General features: G+C 63.6%; 17 protein-coding genes and 2 pseudogenes. 7 read left to right on the forward strand and 12 right to left on the reverse strand.

Features of this window, described 5'->3' with window-relative positions:
- From PHQ87_RS08660 to PHQ87_RS08675, 4 genes and pseudogenes are all read left to right on the forward strand, one after another.
- Positions 1 to 109, forward strand: a pseudogene (locus tag PHQ87_RS08660) (amino acid ABC transporter permease); the annotation flags it as partial.
- Positions 106 to 906 (forward strand): amino acid ABC transporter permease, encoded by an 801-nt coding sequence (locus PHQ87_RS08665; RefSeq protein ID WP_300233072.1) that lies wholly within the window; start codon positions 106 to 108, stop codon positions 904 to 906. The pseudogene PHQ87_RS08660 and the gene PHQ87_RS08665, both read left to right, overlap by 4 nt.
- 396 nt (positions 907 to 1,302) lie before the next feature.
- Entirely contained in the window at positions 1,303 to 1,989 is a 687-nt protein-coding gene (locus PHQ87_RS08670) for an HTH domain-containing protein (protein ID WP_300233073.1), read from the forward strand.
- A 343-nt stretch (positions 1,990 to 2,332) separates the two neighbouring features.
- A complete protein-coding gene (locus PHQ87_RS08675) occupies positions 2,333 to 2,746 on the forward strand; it encodes a hypothetical protein (protein WP_300233075.1) in 414 nt (137 codons plus the stop codon).
- Here the strand turns inward: PHQ87_RS08675 and PHQ87_RS08680 are convergent, their stop codons facing one another.
- From PHQ87_RS08680 to cydP, 12 genes are all read right to left on the reverse strand, one after another.
- Complete coding sequence (locus PHQ87_RS08680; RefSeq protein WP_300233077.1) at positions 2,747 to 3,376, reverse strand: cytochrome b/b6 domain-containing protein; 630 nt, start codon at positions 3,374 to 3,376, stop codon at positions 2,747 to 2,749.
- 10 nt (positions 3,377 to 3,386) lie between these two features.
- Entirely contained in the window at positions 3,387 to 5,093 is a 1,707-nt protein-coding gene (locus tag PHQ87_RS08685; protein ID WP_300233079.1) for a tetrathionate reductase family octaheme c-type cytochrome, read from the reverse strand.
- 189 nt (positions 5,094 to 5,282) lie between these two features.
- Positions 5,283 to 5,762 carry a group II truncated hemoglobin gene (locus PHQ87_RS08690; RefSeq protein ID WP_300233081.1) on the reverse strand — a complete coding sequence of 160 codons (480 nt, stop codon included), beginning with the start codon at positions 5,760 to 5,762 and terminating at the stop codon, positions 5,283 to 5,285.
- Positions 5,759 to 6,742 carry a bile acid:sodium symporter gene (locus PHQ87_RS08695; RefSeq protein ID WP_300233083.1) on the reverse strand — a complete coding sequence of 328 codons (984 nt, stop codon included), beginning with the start codon at positions 6,740 to 6,742 and terminating at the stop codon, positions 5,759 to 5,761. Before PHQ87_RS08695 ends, PHQ87_RS08690 begins: the two co-directional genes overlap by 4 nt.
- 18 nt (positions 6,743 to 6,760) lie before the next feature.
- Positions 6,761 to 7,150, reverse strand: coding sequence for a DUF6858 family protein (locus PHQ87_RS08700; protein ID WP_300233085.1), 390 nt, complete (start codon positions 7,148 to 7,150; stop codon positions 6,761 to 6,763).
- A 37-nt stretch (positions 7,151 to 7,187) separates the two neighbouring features.
- Complete coding sequence (locus PHQ87_RS08705; RefSeq protein WP_300233087.1) at positions 7,188 to 7,823, reverse strand: hypothetical protein; 636 nt, start codon at positions 7,821 to 7,823, stop codon at positions 7,188 to 7,190.
- A gap of 18 nt (positions 7,824 to 7,841) precedes the next feature.
- The gene (gene petA, locus PHQ87_RS08710; RefSeq protein WP_300233089.1) at positions 7,842 to 8,465 is read right to left on the reverse strand and encodes a ubiquinol-cytochrome c reductase iron-sulfur subunit; all 624 of its coding nucleotides are present in this window, start codon (positions 8,463 to 8,465) and stop codon (positions 7,842 to 7,844) included.
- A gap of 189 nt (positions 8,466 to 8,654) precedes the next feature.
- A complete protein-coding gene (locus PHQ87_RS08715) occupies positions 8,655 to 8,945 on the reverse strand; it encodes a cyd operon YbgE family protein (RefSeq protein ID WP_300233091.1) in 291 nt (96 codons plus the stop codon).
- On the reverse strand, positions 8,942 to 9,061 hold the full coding sequence (gene cydX, locus PHQ87_RS08720; protein ID WP_300233093.1) for a cytochrome bd-I oxidase subunit CydX: 120 nt from the start codon (positions 9,059 to 9,061) through the stop codon (positions 8,942 to 8,944). Before cydX ends, PHQ87_RS08715 begins: the two co-directional genes overlap by 4 nt.
- Before the next feature lie 45 nt (positions 9,062 to 9,106).
- Positions 9,107 to 10,243, reverse strand: coding sequence for a cytochrome d ubiquinol oxidase subunit II (gene cydB, locus PHQ87_RS08725; RefSeq protein ID WP_300233095.1), 1,137 nt, complete (start codon positions 10,241 to 10,243; stop codon positions 9,107 to 9,109).
- An 11-nt stretch (positions 10,244 to 10,254) separates the two neighbouring features.
- Positions 10,255 to 11,826 carry a cytochrome ubiquinol oxidase subunit I gene (locus PHQ87_RS08730; protein ID WP_300233097.1) on the reverse strand — a complete coding sequence of 524 codons (1,572 nt, stop codon included), beginning with the start codon at positions 11,824 to 11,826 and terminating at the stop codon, positions 10,255 to 10,257.
- Positions 11,827 to 11,830: 4 nt separating this feature from the next.
- The gene (cydP, locus tag PHQ87_RS08735) at positions 11,831 to 12,004 is read right to left on the reverse strand and encodes a cytochrome oxidase putative small subunit CydP (RefSeq protein ID WP_300233099.1); all 174 of its coding nucleotides are present in this window, start codon (positions 12,002 to 12,004) and stop codon (positions 11,831 to 11,833) included.
- 417 nt (positions 12,005 to 12,421) lie between these two features.
- Here cydP and PHQ87_RS08740 point away from each other — a divergent pair, with 417 nt between their 5' ends.
- The 3 genes and pseudogenes from PHQ87_RS08740 to PHQ87_RS08750 all read left to right on the forward strand — a co-directional run.
- Positions 12,422 to 12,607, forward strand: a complete 186-nt coding sequence (locus tag PHQ87_RS08740) for a hypothetical protein (RefSeq protein WP_300233100.1) — start codon at positions 12,422 to 12,424, stop codon at positions 12,605 to 12,607.
- 120 nt (positions 12,608 to 12,727) lie between these two features.
- A protein-coding gene (locus PHQ87_RS08745; RefSeq protein WP_300233101.1) for an IS3 family transposase occupies positions 12,728 to 13,863 on the forward strand; the annotation gives its coding sequence in 2 pieces (ribosomal slippage) (positions 12,728 to 12,971 and positions 12,971 to 13,863; 1,137 coding nt in all).
- A 49-nt stretch (positions 13,864 to 13,912) separates the two neighbouring features.
- A pseudogene (locus tag PHQ87_RS08750) lies at positions 13,913 to 14,236 on the forward strand (TIGR03747 family integrating conjugative element membrane protein); the annotation flags it as partial.

A 14,236-nucleotide genomic window follows, 5' to 3' on the forward strand; every position in this document is an offset into this window, starting at 1 on the left:
CGCCGGCATGGCGGCGTTCGCGCTGGCGGCGGCCATGTACGTGGTCACCGGGCTGCTCATCGGCTGGGCCGGTGCCGCCCTGGAAAAGAAGCTGCGGATACTGCGATGAGCCGCCCGCTGGAAGACATCCTGTTCGGCTCGCCCAGCCCCCGGGCCCGGACCATCACCCGGGTGGTCAGCGGCATCGCGGCGGCCGCGCTGCTGGCGCTGGTCGCGGCCGCCGCGTTCCGCTTCCATGAGGCCGGGCAGCTCGAGGCCCGGTTCTGGAATTTCTTCGCCTGGCCGACGACCTGGGCCTTCCTGGCCAAAGGCCTGCTGGGCACGCTGGCATCGGCGGCGATGGCCGCCGTCATCGCGCTGACCCTCGGACTGGTGCTGATGGTGGGGCGCCTGGCACGGCCACGGCTCGTGCGCTGGCCCAGCATCGCCCTCATCGAGTTCCTGCGCGGCACACCCACGCTGCTGCTCATCTACGCGTGCTTTCTGGTGCTGCCCTCCATCGGCGTGAAGCTCAGCACCTACTGGATGCTGACGCTGCCCATCGGCCTGAGCACCGCTGCCGTGGTGGCCGAGGTTTACCGCGCGGGCGTGCTTGCCGTGCCCCGCGGCCAGACCAGCGCCGCGCGCAGCCTGGGGCTCACCGAGGCCCAGGTGTTTTTTCTCGTCGTCTTTCCCCAGGCCCTGCGCTACATCGTCCCGGCACTGGTCGCGCAACTGGTCATCGTCGTCAAGGACACCACCTTCGGCTACGTCGTCACCTACGGCGAACTCATGCAGAACGCCAGGGTGCTCATCGCCAACTACCACTCGCTGGTACCCGTGTACCTCGTCGTCGCGGCGCTGTACTGCCTGGTGAACTACGCGATATCCAGGGCCAGCCAGCGGCTCGGGCGGCCGATGCATTGAGGGGGCGCAGCGGCCACATTCGCCACCGCACGTCGCGCCAAGACCAACGCCCTCTTCGATTCCCTAGGCCACCTCACCGGTCGTCAGGAGGTGCCACTCTGCGGGCCAAGAAATCCAACCTGCAGGGCTGGCCCGCCAGGGGAACACAAGCTCAAGCTCATCGATGTCGCACGCGACACCTGCATCCACGGTGGCACGCCGAAGCAGCTGTATTGCAAAGCCATCAAGCGGATCGAACTGGATGTGCTGGACAAGCCGCGCAAGCACTTCGAGGTTGATCGACTCTCGTTGCTGACACGAACGAGTCAGCAAAAAACAAGGGGGCCTTTGATACTCTTGTCCAATAAAACCATGGAAATATGGCGCTGTGCATAAAGCATGAATGGGGAGGAGACGTTGAACAAGAACGATCGACTGCACCACGTTGTCACACTGCTCCGTTCAAGGCGAAGCATCACCCTGGCCTTCCTGCAGGAAGAAACTGGCGCCTCCAGAGCAACCCTGATGAGGGACTTGGCCTGGCTGCGAGACAAACTAGGGCATCCCATCCATTGGGATCACGAAAGCCAGTCCTATCGCTGGAGGCCTCAGCCAGGGGCGAGCGATTCCCCACAAGAGGTCGCTGGTTTTTGGTTCAAGCCCAGTGAAGTGCTGGCACTGCTCACACTTCAGCACCTGATTTCTGAAGTACAGCCGGGTGAACTGCTGCATCGCCACATCAAGCCTCTTGAGGAACGACTGCACAGCATTCTTCAGCGGGAAGGCTTTGCCGACTCCTTCGCCCGCCTGCACAAGCGGGTCCGCATCATTGGGCTGGGAAAACGGGAGGTACCGCCCAATTGCTTCGAATTGGCCGGAATGGCCCTTGTGGCGCACCCGCAACTGGCCGCCCGCCAGCGCTGGCACGAGGTGGACACCCCCGCGGGTCCTGTCCCCGCGCTGCTCCCACCGGGCCGCAGCAACCGGTACACGCCACGGATGGACGCGATCCCGTCCGTTGGCGAGCACACCGAAGCCATTCTGCTGGAGCTGGGCTACTCACGGGAAGACATCGCGAACATGCGCGCTGCGCGCGCCATCTGAACCGCCTGTCGGCTCTTACCGTCATGGGCGCGACCGGCGCTGTCCTGACGGGCTTCGCCGGTCACCGCATCGCCACCCGGCCCCACAGCATCAACACGACCACGCAGACCAGGTCCAGCGACTTGGGGAGCCGCCGGCGAGGCAAGCCGCCGGGCCCTGCATGTCCATACATCTGGTTCATCTTCCACCTGGTCAAGGTGTCATGGCTGCAAGGCAGGTGAACGTCATCTGCTGGGGTTGCGTTATGTCATTGATACTATATGGAGTATGTGAAGAATAGGCCCGTCAGTTGATATATCTGATGAACTTCCTCCCTTTTGCTGCATTCTCAAGGAGTCTTTGCATGAAACGTCTGATCGCGCTCACCGCAGTCACCCTTTGCCTGGCAGGCACCGCCCACGCCAATGAGTTGTTCGTCAATATCCACAGCGGCAACGCCATGGCCCAAGGTGCGGGCCTCGTGCTCGCCGGCCAGGCACTGGAACAGAAGGCCAGTGTCCGCGTGCTGCTGTGCGATGCCGCAGGTGATGTGGCTGTCGCTGGCAAGGAGGGCACCCAGCTCAAGCCCAAGGATGTCACCCCTCAGCAAATGCTTCAGGGGCTGATCAAGAACGGCGCCAAGGTCGAGGTCTGCGCGCTGTATCTGCCCAACACCGGCCGGCAGTCCACGGACCTGATTCCGGGCGTGACGCCCGCCAAGCCGGCCGATGTGGCGGCCCACCTGCTCAAGGCAGGCGTCAAGACGCTGGCCTTCTGATCAGGCGTCGTCAGGTACCTCATCCCAGCCGGTGATCATCGCCTTGATGTGTGCCGTCAGGGTGTGACCGGTGGTGGTGAGGTACACATGGACCACCACGAAGGCCAGCATGAGGAAGGCACCGGCGGTGTGGGCCCAGGCCACCCACTCCAGGGTCAGCCAGCGGTCGATGCCCAATTCCGGCCAGAAGGCCCGAAACAGATACAGCAGGCCCGAGCCCCAGAGCAGCGGTGAGATCATGGCCAGCAACGCCAGATAGGCCAGGCGCTGCAAGGGGTTGTGCTTCTTCTGCACCGTCTTGTGGAACGGGTGCGGGGCACCACGGAACATGCCCCAGCCGTAATAGACGACCATGGCCAGCACCTTCTTGTGCGTCGGCAGGTACTGGCGCCATTCGCCGGTCGTGAACTGCCAGAAGATGGTGAAGGCCCACAGGGTCAGCAGGGCCCAGGCCGCCAGGGTGTGCAGGCGCACCGCCGGCTCGAAGCCCAGCCAGGAGTAGCTGCCGTGGATTTCGAATCCGGTGGCCAGCATGGTCAGCACCAGCGCGGCCTGCGACCAGTGCCAGAAACGCTCGTACCGCTTGTAAAGGTAGATGCGACCAGGCTTGGTGGCGACGTTGGAGTTCATGGCATCCATCTCAGTGCCCCTTTCCATGGCGAAGGTGGTTCATGACACGGGCCAGTGCGTGAATCAGCACGCCCGCAACGGCGCCCAGCACGGCCAGCCAGCCCAGCCGGTCGATCCAGGGGTGATGGTCCCGGCCTGGGAGGTACACGCCGGGCAGATCACCCAGCCGGCTCCGGGCCGCGCTGGTATGGCACGAGGCACAGGCCACCGCGTCCCTGGCGGGTGCCACCATGTGCGTGATGGGCCAGAGCATTTCGGTCTTGACGAAACCATGGTCGCCACTGAACGGCACACCCGTGGCCTCAGCTCCGGCCTTCAGTGCCTTGGGCCAGTCGAAGTTGAACCAGAAGGCCGTGTCGTCGGGCGTGGCGGTGTGCGGCACCAGCAGTTGCAGGTGCTGCTTGTCGTAGGGCTGCCGACCTTCAAAGCGCTTGACGGGCCAGATGCGCGCCTCCGGATCGTCCGGACCGCCGTGGAAGGTGTTGATCTTCACCACGCGGGTCGGATCGATCTTTTCCTCCTGGGTGGTATAGGTGACCTTGCCGTTGAACCAGACATAGTCGGGCACCACGTTCTCATCGAGCCTGAAGTCGCCCTTCTTGCTGTCGTAGATCACGTGGCCCTGGTCGTCCTTGACCTGGATGGGCTGACCCTGGGGCGACAGGCGTCCGGCGGTGGACCAGTCCCAACCCATCTTGGTGGCGATGCCGCCGCGGGCGAAGCTGGGAATGTGGCAGCTCTGGCAAGCCAGCTTGCTGGTGTGGTTGTTGAGCAGACCCACGGACAGCGACGGCTGCTTGTGGGGCTTGTCACCATGGCAGCTCTGGCAGGTAGCCGCGTTGCGACCAGCATGCACCGTATCACCGCGCAGGAGGGGACCGTGCGGGTCGGCTGCCGTCATGCTGATGCGGCTGCCGGCGATCTGGTGGCCATCGGCCTGGTGGCAGGTGGCGCAGGTGAAGCCAGCGCCGCCCCTGGCCTTGGCTGCCATGTGCACGTCCAGCTCGGGCGTGGCCCGGTCCAGCGAGGAATCGAGGTCGCCGTGCTTGACACCATCACCGCCACCGCCGTTGTAGTGGCAGCTGCCACAGGTGGCGGTACTGGTCTTGCCGATGTGCCGTGCCACCATGGCCAGGTCCACCGGATCGATGAACTTGCCGGATCCGGCTGGCAGTTCGGTGCGTTCGGTGGGCACCTCGCCGGCCATGCCGGCGGGCTTCTTGTAGCCGCCCGTGTGGTGACAGACCAGGCAATCCACCTTGGTTTCGTCGTGAAAGTCGAACTTGTCGTCCTTCCATCCATAACCCACGTGGCAGCTCTGGCAGAAGGCCTCATTGGAGCGGTCACCAATGCAGAAGCTGTTGAGCATGGTCTTCTTGCCCAGCGTCTGGCCGGTGTCCGGGTTCGTGTACTCCCAGGTCCAGTGGCGGGTGCTCATCACCTGCTTGGCCGCCTCGGTATGGCAGCTCAGGCAGGCCCTGGTGACCTCGGAGCCGCTGTTGAACGGCCCCTGCAGTGCCTTGAACTTGCTGTGGTCTGCCGTGGATGAGCCCGGTCCAGGCGCCCTGGCCAGGACCTCTTGCGCCGAGGCATCCGCTGGCGGCGAGGGATCGGTCGCCCATGTCGCGGCTGTCACGACACCGCCCAGCATCAGCGCCAACGTGAACCGGTATGCGTATCGTCGGGAGCAGTGCCCCCGGGGTTTGTGCTGCGTCATGTTGCTGTCTCCTCGCGCGATCTTTCCGGCCCCGGTCCTTTCATGACCGAGGCTCCTGTCACCCCTCTGCCTGAACACCGGTGACGGCATGGGGCGGTCGGGGCTGTCCCGGCCCCACCGGCGCAGCCCCAGCCCAACCACGGGCCCATGCCATGATCGATGCGACAGGCTGGCGCCTGAGCGTGCGTCTCAGTGCGCGCATGAACAGGCTCCTTCGCCCGGGCGCCCACCGCCACCGGCGTCAGGCAATGCACCCGGCGTGTTGACCATGTGATCGGCCATAGCGGAAAAGATCTGGATCAGATACTCGCGCAGCGGCTCGTCGGCAACCTGTTCGGTCAGTGCGGTACGCATGCACAACATCCATTGGTCGCGCTCGGTGGGGCCGATGGCGTAAGGCAGGTGGCGCCTGCGCAGACGCGGGTGACCCTTCTTTTCGACGTAGAGGTTGGGGCCGCCAAACCAGCCCGAGAGGTATTCGAACAAGCTTTCGTTGGCGCCGGACAGACTTTCGGGATGGATGCGACGCGCGGCATAGGCCTCAGGCAGTTCATCCATGAGTTCATAAAAGCGGTCCACCAGACGGTGCAGACCGTCAGCGCCACCGAGGGCTTCATAGGGGGTAGCGGTATTCGGGGTATTCGACATGCTGAAGACTCCTTGCTTCATGCCGCCTTGGCCACGGCTGGCGGCGGTCCAAACAGGCGATCGGTGAGCTTGACGTACCAGGCCGCCGCCTGTACCTGGACGATGTAGGCCAGCGCGATCAGCAACCCGGCATCAGCGCCCTGGGCACCAAAGACGCCCATGGCAATGGCCAGCGCAATGGAAAGGTTGCGCATGACGGTGCCATAAACCAGCGCAATCGCATCGCCACGCGGGAACAGGGCCTTGCCAACCACCGTGCTGACAGCAAAGTTGATGGCGTACACCAGCACCAGCGACAGCAGCAGGCCAGGCACCTGCGTCGGGTTCGCCAGGATGTCCTGCGCCTTCAGCGCCATGGACACGAACACGATGCCCAGCACCCCCAGGGTCGACAACGGCGGGAACCTTGGCTTGAACCGCTGGCTGAACACCGGCTCGCCATGCTTTCCGATCAGCCAGCTGCGCGTCCATGTGCCCAGCGCCAGCGGCAGGAAAACGATGAGGCCGATCTGCGCGAACACCTGCAGCACCGGAATCCCGACCACCGTGCCCAGCAACACCTTGAGGTACACGGGCGCCAGCAGCGAGCCGGCCATCAGACCGACCACCGTCATCTTCACCGCGGCAGGCACGTTTCCCTTGGCGAAGCCGGTCCAGGAAATCGTCATGCCGGAGGTGGGCAACAGCGCCGTCAGCAACAGCGCCAGCCGCATCATCGGCTGGTCGGCAAAGCACAGCAGGCCCACGACATAGCCGATGGCGGGCATGAGGATGAAGTTGATGCCCTGGGCAACCCCGTGCAGCCGGCCGTTGCCCGGCTTGAGCAGGTCGCGCACGTTCATCGTCACCATCATCGGGTAGACCATGAGGAAGGTCAGCGGCAGGATGGCCCCGCGCAGGAACGACGGGTCCGTGACCCTGCCGAAGCCCAGGCCGGCCAGCATGGCCAGCGGAATGCTCCAGACCAGGTTCTTTTGCAGCCAGTTCAGGGCCTGCCACATGATCGATCTCCCTGCCACTCAGGCATTGCGCAGGCCCAGGGCCCAGGCCTGCATGGCGTCGTTGGCCGGTTTCATGGGAGCATCCATGAAGCTGACGACGAAGTGGTCACCCATGTCGGCAATGCCGATGCTGCGCGGGCGCACGGCCAGCACCTGCGGGTTGGGCAAGGCATGGCCAAAGCAGAACAGCACGTTGATGGCGGCCCGGATGCCGGGGGCAATTTCGCCACCAATGGCCTGGGTATGCGCGTAGTGGTCGAACTCGCCGATGTAGCTCACGCGCGGCGTCTTCGCGACGCAATCCTTGAAGTAGCCGGCGATGGCGGCAACGCTGTCATAGCGTGTCTCCGACTTGGCGATGTCCACCACGGTGACGGGATACTTTTCCTGGAAGTGCAGTTGTTTCATAGCTGATCTCTTCGGGGTGAAATGGACGGGCTGAGGCTCAGGCCTGCTGGCACTGCGCCTCGTCTTGCAGCGCCGCAATGCGCGCCAGAAAGTCGTCGCGCGAACATTGCGCGAAGAATGGGTGCCAGCGCCGCTGGTCGTGCACGGTGCTGACGCTGTGGCTGTGACAGGCCTGTCCCGGGAACAGCAGGGTGTCATCCGGCAGGGTAAAGATCTTCTGGGTGACGCTGTCCCACAGCATGGCCGCATCCGCCGGCCAGCGCTGCCAGGGGCAATGGTCCACATCCAGCAAGGCACCACAAAAGACCCGATCCCTCCAGAGATAGCTCAGGCAATGCTTGGTATGGCCCGGTGTTCGCCACACACGGATGGCGCTGCCACCCAAGGCGAGCAGGTCACCGTCGGTGGGCAGGTGCACGCCGGCCTCGGGTCGCCCTTGCACAATTGGCGCCCCCAGTCGGCGCAGCGCAGGCAGTTCACCGGGGCGCTGCTCGTCATGGTCGTGTGTCCGCAGGATCCAGCGCAGCCGGAGCTGGCGCTCACCCAGCATGGCCTGGATCAAGGGCATGTCGCAGGCCTGCGGATCGATCAAAACAGCTTCCCCACTGTCCACATCGGCGACGAGGTAGCTCAGGGTGTCGTCGCCTAGCGAGCGGATGGTTCGAACGTCCATATGTCAGCCCTGCAGTTCTCAGGCCGCACCGTTGTCGTCTTCGCCGATCAGCAGCCTGGTGGCCGCCACATACTTGTGCGGTGGCACTTCCAAGTTCGTGGGCGCCGGCTTGTTCTTGAAAACCCGCCCGGCCAGGTCGAAGGTTGACCCGTGGCAGGGACAGAAAAAGCCGCCCTTCCAGTCGGCCGGGACACTGGTATTGGCCGTCCCTGCCGGCAAGGTCACCGGAGAACAGCCCAGGTGGGTGCAAATGCCGATGACCACCAGGTATTCCGGCTTGATGGCCCGCGCGGTGTTGCGCGCATACGCGGGCTGCTGGTCCACCTCTGAGGCGGGATCGGCCAGATCGGGCATATCCGCGAGGGTGGCCAGCATCTCGGGCGTTCTGCGCAGTACCCACACTGGCTTGCCACGCCACTCCACGGTAAGCATCTCGCCCGGCGCCAGGCCATCGATGTCCACCTCGACACTGGCACCCTGCGCCTTGGCACGCTCGCTGGGGGCAAAGCTGCTCACCAGAGGTACAGCCACCGCACCCGCGGCGACCGCGCCCATTAACGAGGTGGCCAGCAGCCAGGTGCGGCGATCGCTGTCGATGCCAGCAGGTGTTGGAATACTGGGAAAAGAGATGGAGTCGCTCATGGTGTTCTCCTGGAAAGACTCGGGTTGATGGCGACTGGCCGGCTGGCGAGCGACCAAGACCTTCCCGACTCGAGGTCATCAATCAGCATTTCAGGGGTGACAAACCCACTTGAACCCTTCAAATTCGCCACTTTGGCTGGATGTGCCCTGACAGGTTTGACCGAATTGGCCATGGTTGCATCAGATATGTCAGCCACCCCATCGCAGCCAGGCGGCCAGCACCAGCGCCAGCGCCACGGCTGGCCCCCCAAGCAGCCAACGGATGGCCAGCTGCCGGGGAATGAAGCCCACGCCCCGCACCAGCCCGGCACTCATGGCCCAGAACCAGGCCATGGCCAAGCTGTGGCTGGCCTGGCCATCGGCGCCGGCCAGCAACAGAGGATGCACACTCCCCACCGCCATCAGCACCACGGCCACCGTCAAGCTGGGCCAGTGCACCCGCGCCGGCGCCGGTGCAGCCACCGAAGGCCCCGCGCTCATGGCTCAACTCCCCGGCGTGCCTCGGCACGCGCTGCCTCGCTCTCTCCCCACATGGCATTGAGGATGGCCAGCAGGACGGCAAAGCCGATGCCCAGAACCCAGGCGAAGTACCACATGATCAGACTCCTTGAAATGTTGGCCGTGTATCGGTCGACGGCTGTTCAATAGGCCCCGTGCTCGTTCTCGCGGATGTAGGCTGCCGTCACCTTGCCACGCATCACGCGATACGCCCAGCTGGTGTAGAGCACGATCAGCGGCATGAAGATGAGCGTGGCCCAGAACATGATCCCCAGCGTCAAGTGGCTGGAGACGCTGTCCCACACCGTCAGGCTGGCCTGCAACTGGGTGCTGGACGGCATCACGAACGGGAACATGGACGCACCGGCGGTGCCGATGACACCGGTGGTGGCCAGCGAAGAGGCCACGAAGGCGCCCAGCGTGCGCCCCGATCGCATCAGCACGACGGCAGCCAGCGCACCGAGCACACCCAGGGCCGGCAGCAGCCAGAGCGCGGGCACGACCGCGTAGTTCGCCATCCAGGCACCGGCTTCACGAACCACGGTCTTGTCCATGGGGTTGGGCAGCGCCGACGGATCCACCACGGAGCTGATGCGGTAGCCGTCGATGCCTTGCAGCCAGGCGCCAGCGGCCACAAAGCCGATGACCATCACCAGCGCGGCCCCCGTACCGGCCTTGATCGTGCGTGCCTGGACGACACCTTCGGTGCGGTGCGCCAGGTAGGTCGCCCCCTGCAGCGTGATCATGGCACTGGACACGACACCGGCCAGCAGCGCAAACGGGTTGAGCAAGGCCCAGAAGCTGCCGGAATAGGTGGGCACCAGAAACTCGTCAAACTGGAACGGCACGCCCTGCAGCAGATTGCCAAAAGCCACGCCAAAGATCACCGGAGGCACGAAGCCGCCGACGAACAAACCCCAGTCCCAGGTGCTGCGCCAAGCGGGGTGGTGGATCTTGCTGCGGTAGTCGAACCCCACCGGGCGAAAGAACAGCGCCCACAGCACCGCCAGCATGGCCCAGTAAAAGCCACTGAACGCGGTGGCATAGACCAGCGGCCAGGCCGCAAAGATGGCACCCCCCCCGGTGATGAACCAGACCTGGTTGCCGTCCCAATGCGGCCCAACGGTGTTGATCACGACGCGGCGCTCCACATCGTCCCTGCCGACAAACGGCAGCAGCGTGCCCACGCCCATGTCATGGCCATCCATGACGGCAAAGCCCACCAGCAGCACACCCACCAGCAGCCACCAGATCAGTTTGAGGGTTTCATAGTCGAACATCGATCTCTCCTTCAAGCGTGCTGGACAGCGTGGTGCTCCGGTTCACGCTCATAGCGCCCGGTGCCCAAGCTACCCGGCCCCTGGCGAGCAAACTTGATCATCAGATAGACCTCGACGATCAACAGCAAGGTGTAGAAGCCGACGAAGCCTGCCAGCGATCCATACAGGCTCTGGACACTCAAGGTCGATACCGACAGATGCGTGGGCAACACGCCGTAAATAGTCCAGGGTTGGCGGCCATACTCCGCCACGAACCAGCCCAGCTCGCTGGCAATCCATGGCGCCGGCAACATCACCAGCGCCCACTTGAGCAACCACGGACGCGCAGCGCACTGCATCTTCAACGTGCTCCAGAAGGCCATGCCGAACAGCACCAGCATGGCAAAGCCCAGACCCACCATGATGCGGAAGGACCAGAACATGGGCGCCACGCGCGGCACCGTGCTGTCCACAGCCTGCTGGATCATCTCGGGTGTGGCCTGGCTGACATCGGCCGTGTACTTGCGCAGCAGCAGTCCGAAGCCCAGATCGGCCTTGTGCTGCTCAAACACCGCCTTGGCCTGCGCATCGTCCTTGTTGTGGCGCAGCGTCTCCAGGGCCACGACGGCATGGATGCCGCTCTCGATGCGCTGGCGGTTCTTCTCTTTGATCTCCTTGATGCCGGGGATCTGCTTGTCGATCGAGCGGGTACCGATCAATCCCATGACCCACGGAATCTCGAGCTCCCAGTCGTTCTTCGCCTCAGCCTCGTTGATGCCAGCCACCAGCTTCAGACCGGCCGGTGCGGGTTCGGTCTCCCACATGGCCTCAAGCGCCGCCATCTTGGTTTGCTGCGCCTCGCCCACGGTGTAGCCCGACTCATCGCCCAGCACGATCACGCTGCACACGCTGGCCAAACCAAACGCTGCCGCGACGCGGAAGCTGCGCTTGGCAAACTCGGTGTCTCGGCCCTTGAGCAGGTACCAGCTGCTCACCGCGAGCACGAACATCGCACCCGTCACGTAGCCCGCCGAGACGGTGTGCACGAACTTGGCCTGCGCATCCGGGTTGAACAGCACCGCCCAGAAGTCCACCATCTCCATGCGCATGGTCTCAAAGCTGAACGCTGCGCCCACCGGGTTCTGCATCCACCCGTTGGCCACCAGGATCCACAGCGCACTCAGGTTGGTGCCCACCGCCATCAGGATGGTCACCAGCAGATGCTGGGTCTTCGACAGCCGATCCCAGCCGAAGAAGAACAGGCCGATCATGGTCGACTCTAGGAAGAAGGCCATCAGCCCCTCGATGGCCAGCGGCGCCCCGAAGATGTCGCCCACGTAGTGCGAGTAATAGGCCCAGTTGGTACCGAACTGGAATTCCAGCGTGATGCCGGTGGTCACGCCCAGCGCAAAGTTGATACCGAAGAGCTTGCCCCAGAAGCGGGTCATGTCCTTCCAGATGACGTTGCCCGTCATCACGTAGACGCTTTCCATGATGACCAGCAGCCAGACCATGCCCAGCGTTAGCGGCACAAACAGGAAGTGGTACATCGCCGTCGCCGCGAACTGCAGACGCGAAAGATCAACCAATTGATCGGATATCACGTGATTACTCCTGGGTGGTGCTGACGGTCGGAGTCAGCAACTGCCGGGCCGCGGCACTTTCATCCACGGCCACCTGAGCGTCATGCACGAACAACCACCACAGCATCGACAGCGCGACCAGCTTGATCAGCACGGTCCAGGTCAGCTTGCGAAGAAGGATGCGATCTTGGGCGTTCATGGCATGGCGTTGTGCAATTCAATACCAATAACCGTGCCAAGCTCTTCGCCCAGAAAACAATCAATCAAATCAATGCCTTATGAAACCACTCACCACTCATGCCCATCTATCGATGTCATGAGCTGCCACTATTGGCTGACAAAATCGTCATAGTCATAAGCATCATGTGAGCCTTGCCCGGCCTCAGCACCTTGCCTTCAGGCCTACCCACGCAGCCCACCGGTTCGATGCCAGGCACCGCCTCCGGTCGATCAATGCCTGTGGGAAGCGCAAGCGTTGGCCTTGGTCAGGCGGGTCTTGTACGCCACGGCAAAGCCGATCGTTGCGCCGGATGTGTTGTTGTTGCATCCGATGCGGCAGAGATTCATATACTCTGTCAGGTATATCAATCCGTCATCGCCCCGAGGCAGCCCTCCCATGATTCCCGTCAAGACCGAAGCCGCCTGGCGCGGCACCTCGGACTGCCAGGTTTGTGGCATCCGCGCGATGGTGCTCTTTGCCGACCTGAACGAACAGGACTTCCAGTTCATCCATTCACCCATCGACGACCTGGAATACCGCACCGGCCACAGACTCTATCGAGAAGGTGACCAGGCTCACTGAGGTTGCCCCTGAAAACTGGAGTTCTTAACCCTTGTTGAAAATACCGACAAGGAGACCTGCCCCCTCCCTGCCGTACCAGTCTGAGGTTAGCGAGGTCCGTCAACCAGGAGAATGACGGACATGAAGAAGAGCAGGTTTACGGAGGAGCAGATCATCGGGTTCATCCGCCAGGCAGAGGCGGGGATGCCGGTGAAGGAGTTGTGCCGCAAGGGCGGCTTCAGCGACGCCACGTTCTACAAGTGGCGCGCCAAGTACGGTGGCATGGATGTGCCCGACGCCAAGCGGCTGCGTGAGCTCGAATCCGAGAATGCCAAGCTGAAGAAGCTGCTGGCGGAGGCCCACCTGGACATCCACGCGCTCAAGGGCGTCTTCGGGGTAAAGCGCTAGCCCCACAGGCGAAGCGCACGGCAATCGCCGCCATGGTGGAGCAGTTCCACCTGTCTGAGCGCCGTGCCTGCCGCCTCGTGGGGCTCTCCCGTGACAGCTACCGCCATCCGCCCCAGGAAACCGAGATGAACCAGGCTCTGAGCGCCAAGATCATCGAGATCGCCCATGTGCGCCGGCGCTTCGGCTATCGGCGCATCCACGACCTGCTGCGTCCGGAATTCGCCGGCGTCAACCACAAGCGGGTGCTGCGGCTGTACCAGCAGGCGAACCTGTCGGTGCGCAAGCGCCGCAAGGCCAAGCGTCCGGCCTCGGAGCGCATGCCGTTGCAGCTGGCCCGCGCCGTCAACGAGGTCTGGAGCATGGACTTCGTGAGCGACAGCCTGGCCAGCGGCCGCCGCATCAAGTTCCTTACCGTGGCAGATGACTTCAGCCATGAGTGCGTGCAGATCGGCGCCGACTTTGGGATCTCGGGCGAGTACGTTACACGGCTGCTGGACGAGACCGCGCGGTTCCGCGGCTACCCGCGTGCCGTGCGCACGGACAACGGCCCGGAGTTCACCAGCAGGGCCTTCATGGCCTGGGCTCAAGGTCACGGCATCCGGCACATCCTGATTGAGCCCGGGCGGCCGATGCAGAACGGCTACATCGAGAGCTTCAACGGCAAGTTCCGCGACGAATGCCTGAACGAGCACTGGTTCCAAACGCTGCCTCAAGCCCGAGCTGTCGTTGCAGCCTGGCGCCAGGATTTCAACGAGGTGCGCCCCCACAGCAGCCTTGGTCGCATTCCCCCCGCACGCTTTGCGGAGCAGCATCGCCAGCAAGCTGTCGATGCTGCCGAAGACCAGTTACCCAGCAGCCAAATCGATTAACCTTTCAACCCCGGACTTCCTACGTTCGATTGGTACGGAGGAAGGGGGCAGGTCACAGGCCAGCGCACCCAGCCGAGGCGCGCACCGAGACTTCCGCCATTACCTGGCCCAGGTCTATGTCTGGACCAAGGGCTATCTGATTGCTGCCGGCTTCACCGTTCTGACGTTCATCGTCCGCCTGCTGGTCTTGGTGCTGACACTGCCCCTTTTCCTACTCGCGGCCTTCGTCGGCCTGGTCGACGGACTCGTTCGCCGCGACATCCGCAAGTTCGGCGCCGGGCGGGAATCGGGCTTCGTCTACCACCGGGCGAAGGCGGCCTTGATGCCGCTGGCGGTGCTGCCGTGGGTGACCTACCTGGCGCTGCCGGTGTCA

Source organism: Hydrogenophaga sp. (genome assembly GCF_028698005.1).
Classification (GTDB): Bacteria; Pseudomonadota; Gammaproteobacteria; order Burkholderiales; family Burkholderiaceae_C; genus Hydrogenophaga.

Bases quoted from the DNA above. Each gene is read 5' to 3' on its own strand.
- PHQ87_RS08665 (WP_300233072.1), top strand. From the start codon at position 106: ATGAGCCGCCCGCTGGAAGACATCCTGTTCGGCTCGCCCAGCCCCCGG.
- PHQ87_RS08675 (WP_300233075.1), top strand. From the start codon at position 2,333: ATGAAACGTCTGATCGCGCTCACCGCAGTCACCCTTTGCCTGGCAGGC.
- PHQ87_RS08680 (WP_300233077.1), bottom strand. From the start codon at position 3,376: ATGAACTCCAACGTCGCCACCAAGCCTGGTCGCATCTACCTTTACAAG.
- PHQ87_RS08685 (WP_300233079.1), bottom strand. From the start codon at position 5,093: ATGACGCAGCACAAACCCCGGGGGCACTGCTCCCGACGATACGCATAC.
- PHQ87_RS08690 (WP_300233081.1), bottom strand. From the start codon at position 5,762: ATGAAGCAAGGAGTCTTCAGCATGTCGAATACCCCGAATACCGCTACC.
- PHQ87_RS08695 (WP_300233083.1), bottom strand. From the start codon at position 6,742: ATGTGGCAGGCCCTGAACTGGCTGCAAAAGAACCTGGTCTGGAGCATT.
- PHQ87_RS08700 (WP_300233085.1), bottom strand. From the start codon at position 7,150: ATGAAACAACTGCACTTCCAGGAAAAGTATCCCGTCACCGTGGTGGAC.
- PHQ87_RS08705 (WP_300233087.1), bottom strand. From the start codon at position 7,823: ATGGACGTTCGAACCATCCGCTCGCTAGGCGACGACACCCTGAGCTAC.
- petA (WP_300233089.1), bottom strand. From the start codon at position 8,465: ATGAGCGACTCCATCTCTTTTCCCAGTATTCCAACACCTGCTGGCATC.
- PHQ87_RS08715 (WP_300233091.1), bottom strand. From the start codon at position 8,945: ATGAGCGCGGGGCCTTCGGTGGCTGCACCGGCGCCGGCGCGGGTGCAC.
- cydX (WP_300233093.1), bottom strand. From the start codon at position 9,061: ATGTGGTACTTCGCCTGGGTTCTGGGCATCGGCTTTGCCGTCCTGCTG.
- cydB (WP_300233095.1), bottom strand. From the start codon at position 10,243: ATGTTCGACTATGAAACCCTCAAACTGATCTGGTGGCTGCTGGTGGGT.
- cydP (WP_300233099.1), bottom strand. From the start codon at position 12,004: ATGAACGCCCAAGATCGCATCCTTCTTCGCAAGCTGACCTGGACCGTG.
- PHQ87_RS08740 (WP_300233100.1), top strand. From the start codon at position 12,422: ATGATTCCCGTCAAGACCGAAGCCGCCTGGCGCGGCACCTCGGACTGC.